Here is a 16,561-nt window from a genome sequence, read left to right as displayed (position 1 = left end):
AGGAACTTTACACATTGTTTCCTCATTTCCAATGATGCGTAAGGGGTAGCCAGATATTCCTCCCGTATCCACAATGCCGATTCACATCTTCATCAGTTCGAACCTGTTCGCCAGTCCTGTTTAGTCTTAGCTGGCTTCTTGCAATAGAGTGTCCTTTCGAGGTGTAACCTCACCAAGTTCTCTTGTGGCAGAGGCATTCAGATGCCACCAGATCAGCTCCGAAATACAAGGAGCATCAGGGCTGCTATGTTGCCCTTCAGGGCCACCTAACCAGCTATGTGGGAATTCAGAGGTGCGTAGTCTGACCAGCCGTTGCTGGTCGTGACTGGTGTAGCCATGCAAGCTCCAGGGAGTGCCGGATGTCTCGCCGTCAATGTGCCATTCACTTGCATCTGTATCCAGTTCAGCCACTTGCTTCCAGCTTTGTTCAAGGTTGTCTGTTGCTTTCTCGGATACGACCTGATCACCATCAGAGTGGATGATAAGCAGGTTGGGAGGTGTGGCACCAGCAAGATTTTTTCTCATGACTGCGCATAGACGCGGTAGTGAGTGGTAACGGGGAATCGAAAAGGCTGAGCCTTTCACCGCAGACGGGGTCTCGCCGTAAGCGAGTCCTGCCACACTAGCGCCGCCTGCAAACTTGTCGGGATAGGCAACGAGGCAGTTAACTGCCATAGCACCACCCGATGATAAACCGCAGATATAGCGTCGCGATGGATCTACAGAATATTCTTGTTGAACCTGTTCAACAATGCGTGAGATGTCTTCCACTTCTCCTCGACCGCGTGTGCGGTGTGCCTTGACCCACCAACCCCAGCACTGGCGTGCACGGTATCCCAGGTAGCTGGTGACGTAAGGGTAGAGCACCAGGAATTGTTCACGATCTGCCAGCGCATCGAATCCAGAGATCTGCTGGATATCCTCATAGGTCTGATGACATCCGTGTAAAACAACGAGCAAGGCCGAGGGCTTGCTGCCATCGTAGCCTTCAGGCACATACAGTCGGTAGGTTCGTTCGCGTGAATACAGATTCAACCCCGCCCGCAGTTTCGAATCCACATTGATTCCTTGAGGGGGCTTTTCTGGGTGTTCATCCAGTAAGCCAGACAAATTGCTGGCTGTCGGTTTCAGATTCATGGTACTGCCTCTATTGCTGTTGTCTACTCGTGTCCAGGCTTCTTGCAGGTTCGCTTCCATGCGGCGGATGCTTTATGACAGTTTGCATTCAACCGGAATTTAGCCTAGGACCTGTAGGAATGGAATGCAACTACCGCATTGCATCATTATTTATGCCATGTAGTTTGAATCCAATTTGTGTAATGAGGTTATGTCTATTTATATCAGTGGTTTGTTGTTGCTCGCTGATCAAATGTTACCAAAGGTGAAGCTTTTATCTTTGTGTTGCAGTGCATACATTTTATGTATTTCAATAATGATTATTATCAAGTGAAAGGTATGATTCATCCTTGGAATCGAGCACTGTTGATATCGCTGATAAGCGTAAAACAATCGTGGCACGAGTAGTAGCGAAGGTGCCTGGCCATCACTACCGTCCTCTCATGTAGCCTGCAAAGAGCTATCTGGCATGTCCGCTGGATGTGCACGCTTTTACTCGCAGCAGCATCGTTAGTAGTGACACCGTTACTTATGTAACTTGTGCGCCCCATACAGGTGCAGCGTATTTTCCACTTCTGCCGATACATACGCAGAAGGTAAGCTACGCCAGATTTTCGATCCAAGTCATACGATCGAAATTTCCTGCTTTCCTGAGTCGTATTTCCAGGCTCAGAGGCTAAGTTAAAAGAGGAAGTCTACATTGAATAAAAAGCTGTCTGTCTCGACGTTCTTGTTGACCATTGCAATGGCCGCGTCTGCGTTTGCTTATCCTGACAAGCCTGTGACGTATGTTATCCCGTTCAGCCCCGGTGGCGAATCGGATACGACAGCTCAAATGCAAGCACCTTTTTTTGAGGCGCTAACCGGTCAGCCTATGAAGTTCAAGTATGCGCCAGGAGGTGGGGGGGCAAAAAGCTGGTCCATGCTCAACCGATTTCCTGCTGACGGACACACAGTTGTTACTATCAACCTGCCTCATATCATTACACAGCCACTGCTCGGTAAAGTCGGTTATGCAACAGATGACTTGAATCCGGTACATTTTTTTCACTATACGCCCGATGCAATCTTAGTGAAGAAAAACAGCCCTCTGAAGACATTCGCTGACTTTGTTGCTGCTGCCAAGGCTAAACCTGGGGCTTTGAAAGTATCGGGCTCCGGAAAATATTCAGCTAATAACATCGCGCAATTGGCACTCGATAAAAAGGCAGGCATTAAGACCAATTACACCGGATACAAAGGGTCTTCGGCTGCCATGGTTGGGTTGCTGGGAGGTCAGGTGGATGCAGCATGGAGCTATACAACTTCCGCTGTCACTTATGGTGATGACGTTCGGATGCTGGCTGTTGCGATGGAAGAGCGGCATCCAGCATTTCCTGATACGCCCACATTCAAGGAGTTAGGCTACGACTGGGTAGGCGGCGCCTATCGAGGTGCTGCAGTACCTAAAGCAACTCCTGATGCAATAAGTCAGAAGTTGTCCGATCGTCTCGCGGAAATCAATAATGATCCAGAGTTCAGGAGGCAAATGGTAGAAGCTGGGTTTGCTTTGATAAATATCGAAAAAGCTGATATGTCAGCATATATGGCGCAAATGACGGATCGCTATACATCCCTACTGCAAGAGCTTGGAATTGCACCATAGCGTCGGGTATGCATTCAACTTATAGATGAATAAGAGTTTATTTTGTCATCGGGCCTCAGGCCTTTTTGACATAGACGCCAAACAGTCCTGCCAATCCCTATAAATGGACTCCAGATAGAAGGCCAGTTACAAGTGAACCTAGAAAAAGCGGGTATTCAGTTTAAGCTATCGCTTGCCTTTGCGTTTGTTGCAGCGACTACGCTTGTCGCAGGAATGGTTGGAATAAAGGCATTTTCCACGTTTGACAACACCTTGGATAATATCACTCAGTACAGCGTACCCGCGATGACTCAGGCTATGCTGCTGGCTGAAAATGCAGGACGGATGGAAACCACACTTGCTGCGTTTGCGATGGCTATGGACGAAACCGCTCGCGCAAAGTCTCTTGAGTCTCTTCAGCGGATCCGTATGGAGACGGATAGTCTGCTAGCAGAATCCGCGCAGGGGGAATCAGAGGGTTCCAATGAGATATCGATGCTACTGGAACGCATGTATTCACAGCTGCCAACACTCAATGACACCGTAGTCAGCCGGCTAAAAGAGGATGCGAAGCTGAATGCACGTATTGTTACGCTTTACGATGAGCACAGTGTGCTAGACGAGCTCTTGCTGGAAAAAATCAGCATCGCGACCTATGAACTGGACCAGAATGCTTACGATGCGAAGGAGCGCAGTATGACGGTGCTCGATACCGTATTGAATCGTTCAGTCAACACCATGTTCAATGCACTCAAGTTGCAGACTAAAGTCATTACTGTTGCAAACATGCTCAGCGAGATAGTCATTGCTGATGATGTGGATAACGTGGAAATGGCTGAATTTTGGTACGGCGATGAGGCTGATCAATTAGGCATCACGCTAGAGGCACTCCATAAATCGCATCAAAGTGACCAGGTTGATCAGACTGTTGAAAATTTACTGTCACTGGGCGAGGGGGAGGGGAGCATTTTTGTTTCCCGTAGTAAGTATCTTTCTTCACTCGCAGAAGGTGAGACGGCGAGAATAGATCTGGATAACGCTTTGCTGATTCGTGAAACCGTATCCACCTTGCTAACGCTGCTAGAGCCAGTGGTTGATCGTGCCTATGTCGATGTTGTGAGCAACGCTGATGAACTCAAGATGATCAGTGGAGAAGCAATACCTAAACTGATGGCCAACGGTGTTCAGCAAGTTCGACTGTTGCTTGAGGTGCGGGCAACCATAAATCTTGTTTTAGGAAATCTCTCCGTCGCCTCGCAGCTTGCTGACGAAGCTGCGTTGTTGAGCTTGCGATCAAAGCATGTTCAGTCGAGTGAAATGCTTGACACAGTGCTGGATAGCGGGGCCTCATTTGAGACAGTTGTCAGTATTGCTGAAGAGGTGCGTGGTTTTGTTGATTTAGGTAACGATGACGATGGGATCTTTGTCTTGAAATCCAATGTCCTGGATGCCTCACAGCAAGCATTGGAGCTACAATCACAGGACAACGCCTTGATCGATGAGCTGCTGGCACTCGTTAGCAAGCGTGTTGAAACAAGCAATCAATCAGTAACGACTAGTTCGATCCAGGCCGAGAGAGCTATTAATAGCGGGAGATGGCAGTTGCTGGTTGTGGCAGGCTTGAGTTTAGTATCCACTGTATTGGTTGCCTGGTTATATGTCTCACGATATCTGATAGCCAGATTGGTCAGAATAATGGAGGGTATGAGCAAACTTGCCGAAGGAGATCTATCTAGCAGAATTGCCGTGCAAGGTAGTGACGAGTTGGCAAAAATGGCTGAAATCGTCGAGGTGTTCCGCGCCAATGCGCTTGAGAATCAGGACCTTCAGGCGCAACGGGAATATGCGGCTGCTGAACGAGAGGCGGATCGCAAGAAACAATTGGAGTTGGAGGCCAGCAATCGCTTGATTGAGCAACGCGCACGCGAAGAAGCTCAAACAGCAACAGAGCGAGAACGTGCACAAGCGGACGACCTGCGGCGCCGTGTTGATGCGTTGTTGGTGGTTGTCAATGCAGCAGCAAGAGGAGATCTGACTCATAATGTGCCGGTTGAAGGTGATGACGCAATCGGGCATATGGGAGAAGCTTTGTATGAGTTGTTCCGTGTGCTTCGGGAAAGCATGTCGGATATTGGGCGTTATTCATTATTCTTGTCGGAGGCATCCACCAACTTGTCGCGTATCAGTCAAAAGATGGCTACCAATGCAGACCATACCTCTGATCAATTACTGGAGGCTTCTGGCAAAGTTGATGGTGTGAGTAATAATGTCAGCACAGTAGCTGCTGCAACAGAAGAGATGCGTACAAGCATTGGTCAAATTGCCAAAAATGCCACGGACGCCGCTAATGTGGCTGGTAACGCTGTGAAGCTTGCTGATACTGCAAGTCAATCTGTTAGACAGTTGTCAAAAAGTAGTGAAACAATTGGTAATGTAGTCAAGGTTATTACATCCATTGCGGAGCAGACAAATCTGTTGGCATTGAATGCAACGATAGAGGCTGCTCGTGCGGGCGAAGCCGGTAAAGGTTTTGCTGTCGTAGCCAACGAAGTCAAGGAACTTGCCAAGGACACGGCCAAAGCCACAGAGGATATAAGCCTGCAGATTTCCACGATTCAGACTGACAGCGGCAAAGCTGTTGAGTCGATAACATCAATCAATGAAATTATCAGTAGCATTAACCGTATCCAGAAAACCATCGCCACTTCTGTTGAGGAGCAGACGAAGGCTACTGGTGAGATCAGCTCGACAGTGCAATGGGTGTCAGTAAGCAGTGATGATATATCAAGCGGTTTGAGCAGCGTTGCCGATGCTGCTAATGAAACAGCAGCCAGTGCCGGCGAGACCAAAGATGCGGCCAAAGAGCTTGCGGATATGGCAATAAAGCTGGAACATCTGGTTGGGCGATTTACGTTAACTGATATATAGATAGCTGTGGTTCGGCTATTCATGCTGCTGGGCCAGTACCCTATGGATCATCTGAATATGTTCCAGAATTGACCTGGTTGGCACGTTGCCGACATTCGCTGCGAAAAACTCCGTACGGCTTGATTGCTGCACGGAGCTCAAAGCTACTTCACTACCAGTTTAACCCCGTCAGATGGGGCTAAAATTCCAGAGGCTTCAGAAGCTGCCACACTGATCTATGTTCCTGTAAGCGCAGAGAATTTCGAACCCATCAGACCATTGTCGACTCATCAAGTTGTCGTCTCCAGAGATGGTTAAATTGAATGTGCGTTGCACAGCGTCAGCAGGTGTCAGTGTCAACTGGCTGCCATCGTCAGCCTGAGCCACTACCTCGCCTGTCTGCCAGGTAAATGCGGTGTCAGGCTCAAGACTCGCCTCTAGAGTGACGTCCACATGAACGTTCTGGTCTTTTGTCCAGGGTGCCGTTACATCAAAAGAGACGATTAAATAGCTATTATTGACCGAGTCACCCGGATCGTATGCGGAGCTGGCATCCAGCTCGTATGAGTTCAGTGTGACAGTGCTCTCACTGGCCTGCACCTTGAAACTGGTTTCTACCCAATAGCGCTTGATACCTGCAACGCCACGGTAATATTGGATGCCGTTAGTGCCTGATAAAGTTTTTGTTTGCTCGTCTGTGTCTACAGAAAAACTGGTCGCGGTGTTTCCGGAGCTGTCCGAGCCAGATGCGAACTCCTTCAAGACACCATTCAACCTGCCTGCTTCCAGCGCGCAATCCGTGAAAGCATATTTTTGACTACCAGGTTCGGGGAAGTTGAAGGCTTCGATACTGCCCCCGGCATCGCAGGAATAGTCGGATACGAAGCCAAGTCCGTACACTTCATCCTCTTCAGGCTCAGCGCCGATCGATATGAATGTGATGCCGGCATCGCTGATGTCAGGCTGGTTACTCAAAACGTCATACAGTGGTGTAGCGTTGATCAGCGTAATCAGTTCTTTCAGTATTACCTCGTAGCTGTCCAATGTAATCAGAGGATCGACAGGGTTTGGATTTGAAGTGCCATTGGCTGGAACTTCAATGGACGAAGCTGGGGAACGCTGTCCTTGTCTGTCAATCGCAATAATGGAGTAGGTTGCCGATTCGCCACTATCAAGTGCGTCGTCATAATAGCTGACACCATTGGTGTTGCCCAGAAGAGTGCCATTGCGGTTGATCTCATAACTTAGGCCGAAAGTTGCCGGGCGTGCCCAGAAGATCTCTGCCGACGTACTGGAGTACCGTTGTGCGATGACATCCGAGGGCGCTGCAAGCGTGACAGTGGATGGATTGTTTGCAGGAACCGTTATGGAGGAGGCCAGGGAACGATGTCCCTGCGGATCTATCGCAACAATGTCGTAAGTCGGTGAGCTATTCGCACCAAGTGAGCTGTCGTAATAACTGATGCCGCTGATGTTGTTCAGGAGGGTGCCATCGCGGCTGACTTCATAGCGTATACCGAACGTTGCTGATCGCAACCAGAATAGCTCTGCGGCGGTATCTGAATAACGCTTTGCAGTGACACTTGCAGGTGGAGCAAGTGTTTCACTGGGTACGTTGCGTATGGGTACCGTGATGGATGAGGGTGAAGATCGGTTTCCTTGCCTGTCGATGGCAACGATTGCATAGGTGGGGGAGCTGAGGGCAGCAAGCGTCTGGTCGTAATAGCTGACGCCGTCTGTATTTGTCAATAGTGTCCCATCGCGGCTAACTTCATAGCGCAATCCAAACGTTGCCGGTCGAGCCCAGGAAATTTCGGCGGCTGTCGTTGAATAACGTTGCGCGGTAACACCGTCTGGCGGTGAAATGGTTTGTGTCTGGGTTGCCGACTGTGCACTGACTGGCAGGCTCAGGGCTGTGGATGATAGAAATAGCAACGTAATTGCGGTTTGTGAATACATTTTCAATGACATGATCTTCTCCTTGCAAGCCATTCTGAAATCTTAATCTGAAACGAGGTAAATTCTGTGGTGCGCTCATCGCTGGCAATCGAGTTCACAGAGTCGAGTGAACTGGATAGAACATCTTGTCGATACTTTTGATTATGCGGTAATACCAGATATCAACATTGATCTGGATCATCCGCCTCCGAGCAATAGCCAAAGATATGATTACAGCAATCCTTCGTTGAAAGGTATGACTGTAGCCTTGAAATAACAGTAAGCAGTAAAATTACCTGAACAAGCAAGTAGCCGGTGCATCAAGTGACTGCTGGTTTTTGGGTGCTGAGCGATATACGTTGTCAGTTGATCCGGGTTCGCCACATCGAGTCAATGTGGAATAGTTGCGCCGTAAATACCAAGGGCCCCAACCAGAATCTTAGCGCCCAGACGATATCGAGATTGAACCAGGTTCTCGATTGGAACTTGGCTCTATCACCATCTGTCCACCTTCATCGTCCGGATAGAACTGATCGTCCCAAGTTGAATGAAGCGAGTACGGGATTCATCGGGTCTGGGACATCGTACTGAAGCATCTCACCGGTGCCCCAGCATGCAACGTATGGAAATCGATCATCAAGACTCAAATCAATGTCCAAGATACGGAATCAGGGCGTGAACAGCATGTGCCAGAACTGATAGTTAATTGTTTCACGATCCCTTATGCCAATTCAACTGCAGGCTGAGTTGGAACAGAGCAAAAACCTTGCGGGCGAGTATGCTTGATCGGAAGAAATTGGAGCTTATATTTCGTTTCTGTGTTCTGATCATACAGGTTTTGTGACGACACAAAATCTGTTGGTAGACGGTGGTAGCTACCCGGGAATATATTGAGAGTTATATGCGTATTGTTGTCATTGGGGCAGGGGTCGTTGGAATAACCACGGCGTGGTACCTGGCAAAGGATGGTCACGAAGTGAGTGTGCTTGAGGCACGTGACGGAGTTGCATTAGAGACCTCTTTTGGCAACGCAGGTGGCGTGTGCCCTGGCTTTGCGGGGCCGTGGGCGGCCCCTGGTATGCCTTTTAAAGCATTGAAATGGATGTTCAGCCCTGCTGCTCCATTGAAAATCAGGCCGGCTTTTTCTCTTGCTCAATGGACATGGCTCATGCGCTTCGTCATGAATTGTACTGCTGAGCGCTATACCGTGAACAAAACGCGGATGCAGAAGGTCGCACATTACTCTAAAGCGCAACTCAAGCTTCTGCGAGAAGAGACTGGCATCCAGTATGATCACGGAACCGGCGGTGTCCTGCAACTTTTTCAAACAAAGGATGAAGTCGAAGGTGGGCGTCGCAATGCACAGGTTCTATCCTCGCTCGGGATTCCGCACCGGTTGTTGTCTGCTGCTGAGGCCTGTGAAGTGGAGGTGGGCTTGGCAGGATCCCAGGTTCCAATTATGGGAGGTCTTCAGCTGATCGATGATGAAACCGGTGACTGTCACTTGTTTTGTCGTGAGCTGGAAAAGTTGTGTCGTGGCGTGGGTGTGAGTTTTAGTTTTGGAGCGCGCGTGACCGGCTTACAGACCGATGGTGGTCGCGTCTCTACCATCGAAGTCACGCATGGGCAGGGCGGGGAAGGCGAGGCGACCAAAAGGGAAATAGAGGCAGATGCCATTGTTCTGGCCACAGGACCGCAAATGGAGCTTTTGCACGCGCTTGGACTGAATGTGCCGGTCTATCCTGTCAAAGGTTATTCCATGACCACTGAGATCAAGAACGAAGCTGCAGCGCCGCGCTCCTCGGTCATGGATGAACATTCAAAAGTGATGATAACGCGTCTGGGTAATCGTATTCGTGCGGCGGGTGTTGCAGAATTGGCAGGTTTCAACTCCTCTATGCCCGAAGCTGTGCTGCGGGGCATCAATGAACGGGTTAAAGCGCTTTTTCCGGATGCTGCGGACTATGATGATGTGCAATGGTGGCACGGGTTTCGTCCCATGACAGCGGATGGCCCGAGCCAGGTCAGCCGTAGCCGATACGAAAATTTGTATCTCAACATAGGCCATGGGTCCAGCGGGTGGACACAGGCCTGTGGTACGGGAAAAATGATGGCTGATCTGATCGCAGATCGTCCTTTTGATGTGGCGCTTAGCTGAGCGTGATAGCGACAATGCTTGAGCATTGAGCCAACAATGAGTGTGCGATTCCTAAGCGCAATTCGCACACCATTGGTATCTTGAAGACTTGACTCTCAGCTTGTCGTTGGACAGCTCTAGTCCTGCATGACCACCGGCACTGGTCGCGTCATCAGATCAATGTAGAAATCAAAGAAGCGTGCAGTATCGAATTCCTTGATAACGGTCATTGTCTGTAGTTGATTGGTTGGTTGATCCTGCCAGTAGGCTAGGGTGCGACCATAACCGGGTCCGAAATTGGTGTCGACATCGACTGCCAGTTCCTCTGTCAGGGTGGCGAAACTCGGGTCCACCAGGTAGCCTAGCGCCAGAGTGTCATAGACGCTAGTGGTGGCATCGGGATCGCTTTCGAACATGCCGCCCATCCAGCTTGCGCGGAACAAGTCCTGTACGGGGCCGTCTGTTGCCACAATACGGTCATATTCGGCCTTGGTGAAAGGGGTGATGTTGGTAACGTCAAGTGGGATCAGCGCTTGTTCGATCGGCTCGCGCATGACGATGCGAGCAGCCTCGGGGTCAATCCAGATGTTCATTTCCGCCGCAGGTGTCGTGTTGCCGCGTACATCCACCGCTCCGCCCATGTAAACAATACGCTTGATCATCGGCACAATCTCAGGTGCCTTGCGCACTGCCATGGCAATGTTGGTGACCGGCCCGATGACCAGTAATGTTACTTCCCCCGGGTTGGCCTTCACGGTGTCGATAATGAAGTCGACGGCGTGGCCGGGCTGTGGTTCAGTGCTCTTGGCAAATCCGTCTGCGGGTGCCACAAGATTGTCCGCAGTTGGACGGGGACGGTGCAAGGCGGTCTGCCAGCTTTCGCCGAAGCCAAACAGCGCTTGTTCGCTCTGGAAGCCTTTGGCATCGTGTACTAGCGGATAGATAGAGCCTGCCCAGACACCGATCTCATCCTGCACACCGAGCCGTTCGACAGCGCGTAAGGCTTCCGCCAGTTCCTGTTCCATCCAGTTATTGCCGGTAACAACCGTGACGCCGAGCAGGTCAATCGCGCCTTCGGCGTGCAATTGAGACGCCATGATCAGCACTTGGCCGTCATCGCCTATCGTGCTGAAGTCGGTGTCCATGATGACCTTCTCACCGGCGGCCTGGGCGGTGCCCCAGGATAGTGCGGTTGCCACAATGCCCATGGCTAGAATCTTTTTGTTCATGATTTTATTCCCTGTTGGTTCCGGGCGGAAACAGTCCGACCGGGACGATGCAAGCAATGCTAACACCGACACAAGTGAACGAACAATTTCAGGACATAGGTTGCTTCGCGCAAACATACAGGGTATCAGCGACGCAATCCCATGCGTGAATAGCCTTCGCTTTTACCCCAACGCGCGGAAAGCCTCGTCCTTCAGGGCGGGGATGGATAGGTGCGCCCGGCATGGGTGCAATCTTGGAGGTGAAAGTCCTCCCGGAAGCTGACCATAGCGACCGAAGTGAAGCACAACTGCGCAAGGGCGACCAAGCGTGGGGAGGAAGTGTCTAGCGAAACCACGAGCCGATGAACAAGAACCGAATATTGAGGCGTTATCAACCAGGGCGAGCGGGCCTATCATCGCGAAGCTCTTGTGGTCAAAGGGAGATAATGTAGATTCGGCGGTTGTGTGGGGAAGGATTGCAGTCTTACCCGGGGAGATCTCACCTTGTGCCTGAAAGGGCGACGATCGTCTGGTCGGAGTGAGAAGTCAGCAGAGGCCATAGTAGTCGTCATCATGCGATGAAGGGCTAAACGAGAAGGAGAGCTAGAAGACGATGACGCTCGACAAAGCAAAGCACCAGAAACTCGGGAGATCGAGGCGCAGTGAGAGACGAACGGGTGAAGCCCGAAAGTTTCCTGCACGCGGTGAAGCGGTGTCGGTGCCTCAACGAACCGAAAGCTTGGGGCGGGAGAATCTGCTTGAGCAGGCGCTCTCGCGAGAGAACATGGTGGAGGCGTGGAAACGCGTCAAAGCCAATAAAGGTAGTGCGGGCGTAGACGGTCTTTCAATCACTCAAACGATTGAATATCTTCAAACCCAGTGGCCAGTGATCCGGGATGAATTGCTGCGCGGTAGTTATCGGCCATCGGCCGTGCGACGCGTGGAAATTCCGAAACCGGGTGGAGGCTCCAGGGAATTGGGGATACCCACCGTCATTGATCGCCTGATCCAGCAGGCACTGTTGCAAGTACTGCAACCCCTGCTTGACCCGACGTTTTCGGAATTCAGCTACGGCTTTCGCCCGGGTCGAAGTGCTCATGACGCTGTGCTCCATGCACAGCAGTGTGTGCAACAAGGCTATCAGGTGGTGGTTGATTTGGATCTTGAGAAATTTTTCGACAGGGTCAATCACGACGTTCTCATGGACCGGCTGAGTAAGCGAATCGACGATAAGGCCGTTCTTCGGTTGATTCGACGATTTCTTCGAGCTGGCGTCATGATCAACGGCGTATTGGTGGAACGCTTGGAGGGAACCGTACAAGGCTCCCCTCTTTCACCGTTACTGGCTAATGTGCTGTTGGACGAAGTGGATCAGGCTCTGGAGAGGCGCGGACACAAGTTTGCCCGATACGCCGATGACTGCAATGTGTATGTTCGTAGTCAACGGGCGGGGGAACGGGTACTGCGCTCTCTTCGGAAGCTGTATGCAAAACTGCACCTTCGGGTGAACGAGGCAAAGACTGCAGTCGGGCCCGTGTTTGGTCGTAAGCTTCTGGGCTACTGCTTACGGCGGTGGAGTGGGAACACGGTTAAAATTGCGGTATCACCTTCGGCAATCGTCAAGTTCAAGCAGCGCATCCGGCAAATCACACGTCGCGTCGGTGGTCGCAGCCTTGTTCAGGTCGCGGTAGAACTTCGAAGTTTCATTCCCGGTTGGAAGGCCTACTTTCATCTGGCACGTACTCCGAAAATCTTCCGTGATTTGGACGGCTGGATACGACGCCGATTGCGGGCCATCCAGCTCAAGCACTGGCGACGTGGCCGTACGACGTTTGACGCTTTACGTCGTCTCGGTGCCTCGCAGGAGTTGGCTAAGCTCATCGCTTGTTCTAGCAAACGTTGTTGGCACAACAGCCTTTCGGGATTGCACTTTATTCTATCAGTCAAATACTACGATGGCTTAGATGTACCTCGTCTCTCATGACCTCAACTTCTCGAACCGCCCGGTGCGGACCCGCATGCCGGGTGGTGTGGGAGGGGCCCGTCTTCGGTCGGCCCCTATCCCGATCGCTAGAGGCGGAGCCTCTTTTTCGTCTAGCTCGAAGATTTTCCTGATTCGATAGTAATAATACATCCTCTAATAGCTGTTTATAAATACAGTATTTAATGGGTATCTGTGGCATACTCTCTATCGGTCCAGTGTATTATTCAGTCCATGGAACGTCTACAAGCCTTCAAGTTCGAGCTACGCCCCAATGGTGAACAAACCCGCCAGCTGTGGCAGTTTGCAGGCTGTTCCCGGTTTGTCTACAACAAGGCATTGGCACTTCAGCAAGAGAACCATAAGGCCGAACTGAAGTACATCAGCTATGTCCAGATGTGCAAGAGCCTGACAACCTGGCGTAAAGATCAAGCCACACTGTGGCTTCAACTAGCACCCGCTCAAACGTTGCAGCAATCGCTGAAAGATCTTGATCGGGCCTATCAGAACTTCTTTTCCAAACGCGCTGCTTTCCCCTCGTACAAAAAGAAAGGCCGCGGGAATAGCTTTCGCTTTCCGGAACCCAAACAGTTCAAGCTTGATCAGGCCAACAATCGTATTTTTCTACCCAAGTTAGGCTGGATGCGCTACCGAAACAGCCGTAATGTCATCGGCACGCTACGTAATATCACCGTCAGTGAGCGAGGGGGTAAGTACTGCGTACGCGGTTCTTTTCTGTCCAGACTGCACAACAGGTTGAGACTCCTCTACACCCATCCACAACAGCGATTGGTCTCGACTTGGGCATCACCGTTTTTGCAGCACAAAGCGACGGTGTCATTCATTTGCCAAAGAACAGCTTTACACAACTTCAACGACAATTGGCACACGCACAGCGATCGCTGGCTCGTCGGTGCAAGTATTCCCGTAATTGGAAAAAACAGAAAGCAAAAATTGCCCGCCTGTATATTCGAATCGCCAATGTCCGAGCCGACTACCTACATCAGAAATCACACCTCATTTGCCTGGGCGGCCCCGCACAAAATCACGCGGTGGTGTGTATCGAAGACCTGAAGGTCAGCAATATGTCTCGTTCGGCTTCCGGCACCCGACAAGCTCCAGGAAAAAACGTCAAGGCCAAATCGGGTCTCAATCGAGCAATTCTCGATCAAGGTTGGGGTGAATTCCGTCGACAGTTGGGCTACAAACTCAAGTGGGCGGGTGGTGATTTGATCGTGGTGCCGGCTCAGTACACCAGTCAGCAATGCTCAGGCTGTGGCCATATAGCGCAAGAGAACCGCAAAATTCAAGAGAGCTTCTGCTGTGTCTCTTGTGGGCATGCAGAGAACGCCGATGTCAATGCGGCAAAGAATATCGTAGCGGCGGGACACGCCGTGATGGCCTGTGGAGGGGACGTCAGGCCTGAATTGCACGAACATGCAGTTAAGGCAGCCCCAGTGAAGCAGGAACCCACTGAAGCGATTCAGGCATGTGCTTGAACGCCGTAGGAATCCCCTTTCTTCTTCAGGGAGGGGAGGACGTCAATGTCGGCTCAATGCTGGTGAGAAGAAGGCCATCTGCGTTAAACTCGGCGATTGGAAAAACGGAATCGAGGAATAAAATCATGTCTATTGAGCGACAGAAGACCGATGAGCGCAGTAGCAAAATCGTCAAGCACAATGGTATTGTGTATCTGACCGGTCAGGTAGGAAGCGGAGATACGATCGCGGAGCAGGCTAACGATTGTCTCGGGCGTGTGGATGCTTTGCTCAAAGAGGCGGGGTCGTCGCGCGAGCAAATGTTGCGAGCCACTGTCTGGCTGTCGGACATGGCGTATTTCGCAGAATTCAATGAAATCTGGAATGCCTGGGTGCCCAGCGGCCATGCCCCTGCCAGAGCCTGCGGCGAGGTCAAGCTTGCTCGGGAGATCCTCAAGGTAGAAATAATTGTAACGGCTGCGTACGACTGACATGCGTCTAAATGGCGCGTGTGTATATCAGAAGTTCAGATCGTCTTGATGAATCAAGAATAGAGGCTGTTGCTTGTTACCGGTTTGCCAGTGACATTCACCGCATCGATGCTCTGATATCGAACCGGATCTGCTCACCATTCAGGTCCGAATTATTAGTCAGGCCTGCTCGATAAACTCGAGCAAGCCTGATTTCTCAGACAGTTACTTTACTCTCTGCCCGGTCAGGATCAGTACTTCATGCCTCAGTGGTAGACGTTGTGCTCTGCTTGACTTCCTCTACTTTCTCTCGGACAACTTCACCCGCTTTTGCAATATGTTCACTGGCTTCGTCCTTGGCTGTTTTCAGTATATCTGATGAGCGATCAACAGCCGCCTTGCCCGCATCACTATTTACTGCCTGACGGGCAAGTTGACGTTCTTTGTCACTGGTGGGCATCAGTCCACCCAGTAGTGCTCCCAAGGCTATCCCCAGAGCTCCGGCGACCAGCGGCTGCTCTCGCATGAATCGTGAGGCATCGTTAGCCCAGTCATCGGTTGTCCGACTAAGCCCTTGAGCTGAGGATCGATATTGTTGCTGAAGTCGATTGGACATTGCTGCCGATTGTTCACGCATGGAATGCAGCCGTTCACCCGTTGCGTCGCGGGCATCTTGAGCAGTTTCACTCACCGAGTCCCAGCTACTGCTGGCAGTGTCTGTCACAGCGTCTCTGGCTTCTGTGAACTTTTCCGACAAGCTATCACCTGAGGAGTCGGCGGAATGGTTCCTGTCTGAAAACGCTTTGCTATCAGGAATGTATCGGGTATCCATTGGCGGTTGCTTGAACTCGGGATACTGTCTGTAGTGCTCACTGTGCTCTCGCTCATTACGTTGACTCATCATCATCCACGCGATGCCTACCCCTGTCAGCAGTAGCGGCACCGGATTGTTTTTCGCAGAGCGCTGTAATCCTGATGCCAGTTCGCTGCCGTGTTCTCTGAACAAATCAAACGCCTGGTCCTTCAAGTGCTCGGGAGAGAGTTTGCCTCCCAGAAGGTCCAACGTCTTTTCAATCCGGTCACGGCGTCTGTCGGCATCGTGCGCAAGAGAGTCCACGTCATCGGAATGCTGCGATTGAGAATTATGTTCTGAGTTATTCATGGCAATTGCTCCTTGGCAACTTGTTGATCTTTGCGAAGAGATGCTTCGGTCCGTTTGATGGAAAGATTGTCGGTAGATAGTTTGGATTTACCATTGGCCAGTAACACACCGCCAATGATGCTGACTAGTCCGCCTACGATAAGGAAGCTGACCCAGGCTTGCATGTCGGCAACTGCTGCCAAGGTGCGTGCCAAGCCATTGAGCAGAATGATAAGTCCTGCAAACAAGACTACGGCTGCACTCACCAGGCTAATGGCGCCTTTTTTTACATCATCCAATGACTCGCTGATCTCAGCCTTTGCCAAGCTGACTTCAGTGCTGACCAGGCTTCCGACATCATGACCTAGCTGCGATAGCAGGGAGCCGACGTTGTGCAAGTCTTCGTTATCGCTCGTCACGCCGGGCGCTGAACCGACATTTCTGTCAGGGGTTTGGATGCTCATGCTTACGCCTCCTCTCGAGTTACTCGACCAGCGTGCCCGGGGATTTTGTCGTGCTGGTCCGGGCTATTGGTATTTGTCTGGCCAATAGTGGAATTAC

13 protein-coding genes and 1 pseudogene are annotated in these 16,561 nt (G+C 51.1%); 8 read left to right on the top strand and 6 right to left on the bottom strand.

The genetic code is table 11. From position 1 onward, the window contains the following. Window positions 1-126: 126 nt before the first annotated feature. Window positions 127-1,197, bottom strand: coding sequence for an extracellular catalytic domain type 1 short-chain-length polyhydroxyalkanoate depolymerase (locus IMCC3135_RS31135; protein WP_088921132.1), 1,071 nt, complete (start codon window positions 1,195-1,197; stop codon window positions 127-129). Between the two features lie 619 nt (window positions 1,198-1,816). Between IMCC3135_RS31135 and IMCC3135_RS31130 the strand changes: the two genes are divergently transcribed. Then, the gene (locus IMCC3135_RS31130) at window positions 1,817-2,761 is read left to right on the top strand and encodes a tripartite tricarboxylate transporter substrate binding protein (RefSeq protein WP_205737798.1); all 945 of its coding nucleotides are present in this window, start codon (window positions 1,817-1,819) and stop codon (window positions 2,759-2,761) included. Between the two features lie 132 nt (window positions 2,762-2,893). Beyond that, window positions 2,894-5,668 (top strand): methyl-accepting chemotaxis protein, encoded by a 2,775-nt coding sequence (locus tag IMCC3135_RS34850; RefSeq protein WP_157736450.1) that lies wholly within the window; start codon window positions 2,894-2,896, stop codon window positions 5,666-5,668. Between the two features lie 195 nt (window positions 5,669-5,863). Here IMCC3135_RS34850 and IMCC3135_RS31120 read toward each other — a convergent pair whose 3' ends face one another. Both IMCC3135_RS31120 and IMCC3135_RS35685 read right to left on the bottom strand, forming a co-directional pair. Then, window positions 5,864-7,618 carry a fibronectin type III domain-containing protein gene (locus IMCC3135_RS31120; RefSeq protein ID WP_157736449.1) on the bottom strand — a complete coding sequence of 585 codons (1,755 nt, stop codon included), beginning with the start codon at window positions 7,616-7,618 and terminating at the stop codon, window positions 5,864-5,866. Between the two features lie 479 nt (window positions 7,619-8,097). Further along, a complete protein-coding gene (locus IMCC3135_RS35685) occupies window positions 8,098-8,244 on the bottom strand; it encodes a selenium-binding protein SBP56-related protein (protein ID WP_205737797.1) in 147 nt (48 codons plus the stop codon). 136 nt (window positions 8,245-8,380) lie between these two features. Between IMCC3135_RS35685 and IMCC3135_RS35680 the strand changes: the two genes are divergently transcribed. Beyond that, window positions 8,381-8,479, top strand: a complete 99-nt coding sequence (locus tag IMCC3135_RS35680; RefSeq protein ID WP_169727595.1) for a hypothetical protein — start codon at window positions 8,381-8,383, stop codon at window positions 8,477-8,479. A gap of 7 nt (window positions 8,480-8,486) precedes the next feature. After that, the gene (locus IMCC3135_RS31110; RefSeq protein WP_088921129.1) at window positions 8,487-9,743 is read left to right on the top strand and encodes a D-amino acid dehydrogenase; all 1,257 of its coding nucleotides are present in this window, start codon (window positions 8,487-8,489) and stop codon (window positions 9,741-9,743) included. Window positions 9,744-9,859: 116 nt separating this feature from the next. Here the strand turns inward: IMCC3135_RS31110 and IMCC3135_RS31105 are convergent, their stop codons facing one another. Then, window positions 9,860-10,951 (bottom strand): nucleoside hydrolase, encoded by a 1,092-nt coding sequence (locus tag IMCC3135_RS31105; RefSeq protein ID WP_088921128.1) that lies wholly within the window; start codon window positions 10,949-10,951, stop codon window positions 9,860-9,862. Window positions 10,952-11,543: 592 nt separating this feature from the next. Between IMCC3135_RS31105 and ltrA the strand changes: the two genes are divergently transcribed. The 4 genes and pseudogenes from ltrA (at window position 11,544) to IMCC3135_RS31085 (ending at window position 14,880) form a co-directional block, all read left to right on the top strand. Further along, window positions 11,544-12,914, top strand: coding sequence for a group II intron reverse transcriptase/maturase (ltrA, locus tag IMCC3135_RS31095; RefSeq protein WP_088921127.1), 1,371 nt, complete (start codon window positions 11,544-11,546; stop codon window positions 12,912-12,914). 231 nt (window positions 12,915-13,145) lie between these two features. Then, window positions 13,146-13,574, top strand: a pseudogene (locus tag IMCC3135_RS35140) (RNA-guided endonuclease InsQ/TnpB family protein); the annotation flags it as partial. Between the two features lie 53 nt (window positions 13,575-13,627). Next, window positions 13,628-14,410, top strand: a complete 783-nt coding sequence (locus IMCC3135_RS35135) for an RNA-guided endonuclease InsQ/TnpB family protein (protein WP_335589303.1) — start codon at window positions 13,628-13,630, stop codon at window positions 14,408-14,410. A 125-nt stretch (window positions 14,411-14,535) separates the two neighbouring features. Beyond that, complete coding sequence (locus IMCC3135_RS31085) at window positions 14,536-14,880, top strand: RidA family protein (protein ID WP_088922181.1); 345 nt, start codon at window positions 14,536-14,538, stop codon at window positions 14,878-14,880. 238 nt (window positions 14,881-15,118) lie between these two features. Here the strand turns inward: IMCC3135_RS31085 and IMCC3135_RS31080 are convergent, their stop codons facing one another. Then, window positions 15,119-16,021: a DUF3618 domain-containing protein gene (locus IMCC3135_RS31080; RefSeq protein WP_088921126.1), complete on the bottom strand. Its 903-nt coding sequence runs from the start codon at window positions 16,019-16,021 to the stop codon at window positions 15,119-15,121. Then, window positions 16,018-16,464 carry a phage holin family protein gene (locus IMCC3135_RS31075; RefSeq protein WP_088921125.1) on the bottom strand — a complete coding sequence of 149 codons (447 nt, stop codon included), beginning with the start codon at window positions 16,462-16,464 and terminating at the stop codon, window positions 16,018-16,020. The genes IMCC3135_RS31080 and IMCC3135_RS31075 overlap by 4 nt, the downstream gene beginning before the upstream one ends. Window positions 16,465-16,561 lie beyond the last annotated feature (97 nt).

This window comes from Granulosicoccus antarcticus IMCC3135, from assembly GCF_002215215.1.
GTDB classification, from domain to species: domain Bacteria; phylum Pseudomonadota; class Gammaproteobacteria; order Granulosicoccales; family Granulosicoccaceae; genus Granulosicoccus; species Granulosicoccus antarcticus.
The sequence above is the reverse complement of the archived record's forward strand: the minus strand, read 5'-3'. Positions and strand labels throughout refer to the sequence as shown.

Bases quoted from the DNA above. Each gene is read 5' to 3' on its own strand.
- IMCC3135_RS31135 (WP_088921132.1), bottom strand. From the start codon at position 1,197: ATGGAAGCGAACCTGCAAGAAGCCTGGACACGAGTAGACAACAGCAAT.
- IMCC3135_RS31120 (WP_157736449.1), bottom strand. From the start codon at position 7,618: ATGTCATTGAAAATGTATTCACAAACCGCAATTACGTTGCTATTTCTA.
- IMCC3135_RS31110 (WP_088921129.1), top strand. From the start codon at position 8,487: ATGCGTATTGTTGTCATTGGGGCAGGGGTCGTTGGAATAACCACGGCG.
- IMCC3135_RS31105 (WP_088921128.1), bottom strand. From the start codon at position 10,951: ATGAACAAAAAGATTCTAGCCATGGGCATTGTGGCAACCGCACTATCC.
- ltrA (WP_088921127.1), top strand. From the start codon at position 11,544: ATGACGCTCGACAAAGCAAAGCACCAGAAACTCGGGAGATCGAGGCGC.
- IMCC3135_RS31085 (WP_088922181.1), top strand. From the start codon at position 14,536: ATGTCTATTGAGCGACAGAAGACCGATGAGCGCAGTAGCAAAATCGTC.
- IMCC3135_RS31080 (WP_088921126.1), bottom strand. From the start codon at position 16,021: ATGAATAACTCAGAACATAATTCTCAATCGCAGCATTCCGATGACGTG.
- IMCC3135_RS31075 (WP_088921125.1), bottom strand. From the start codon at position 16,464: ATGAGCATCCAAACCCCTGACAGAAATGTCGGTTCAGCGCCCGGCGTG.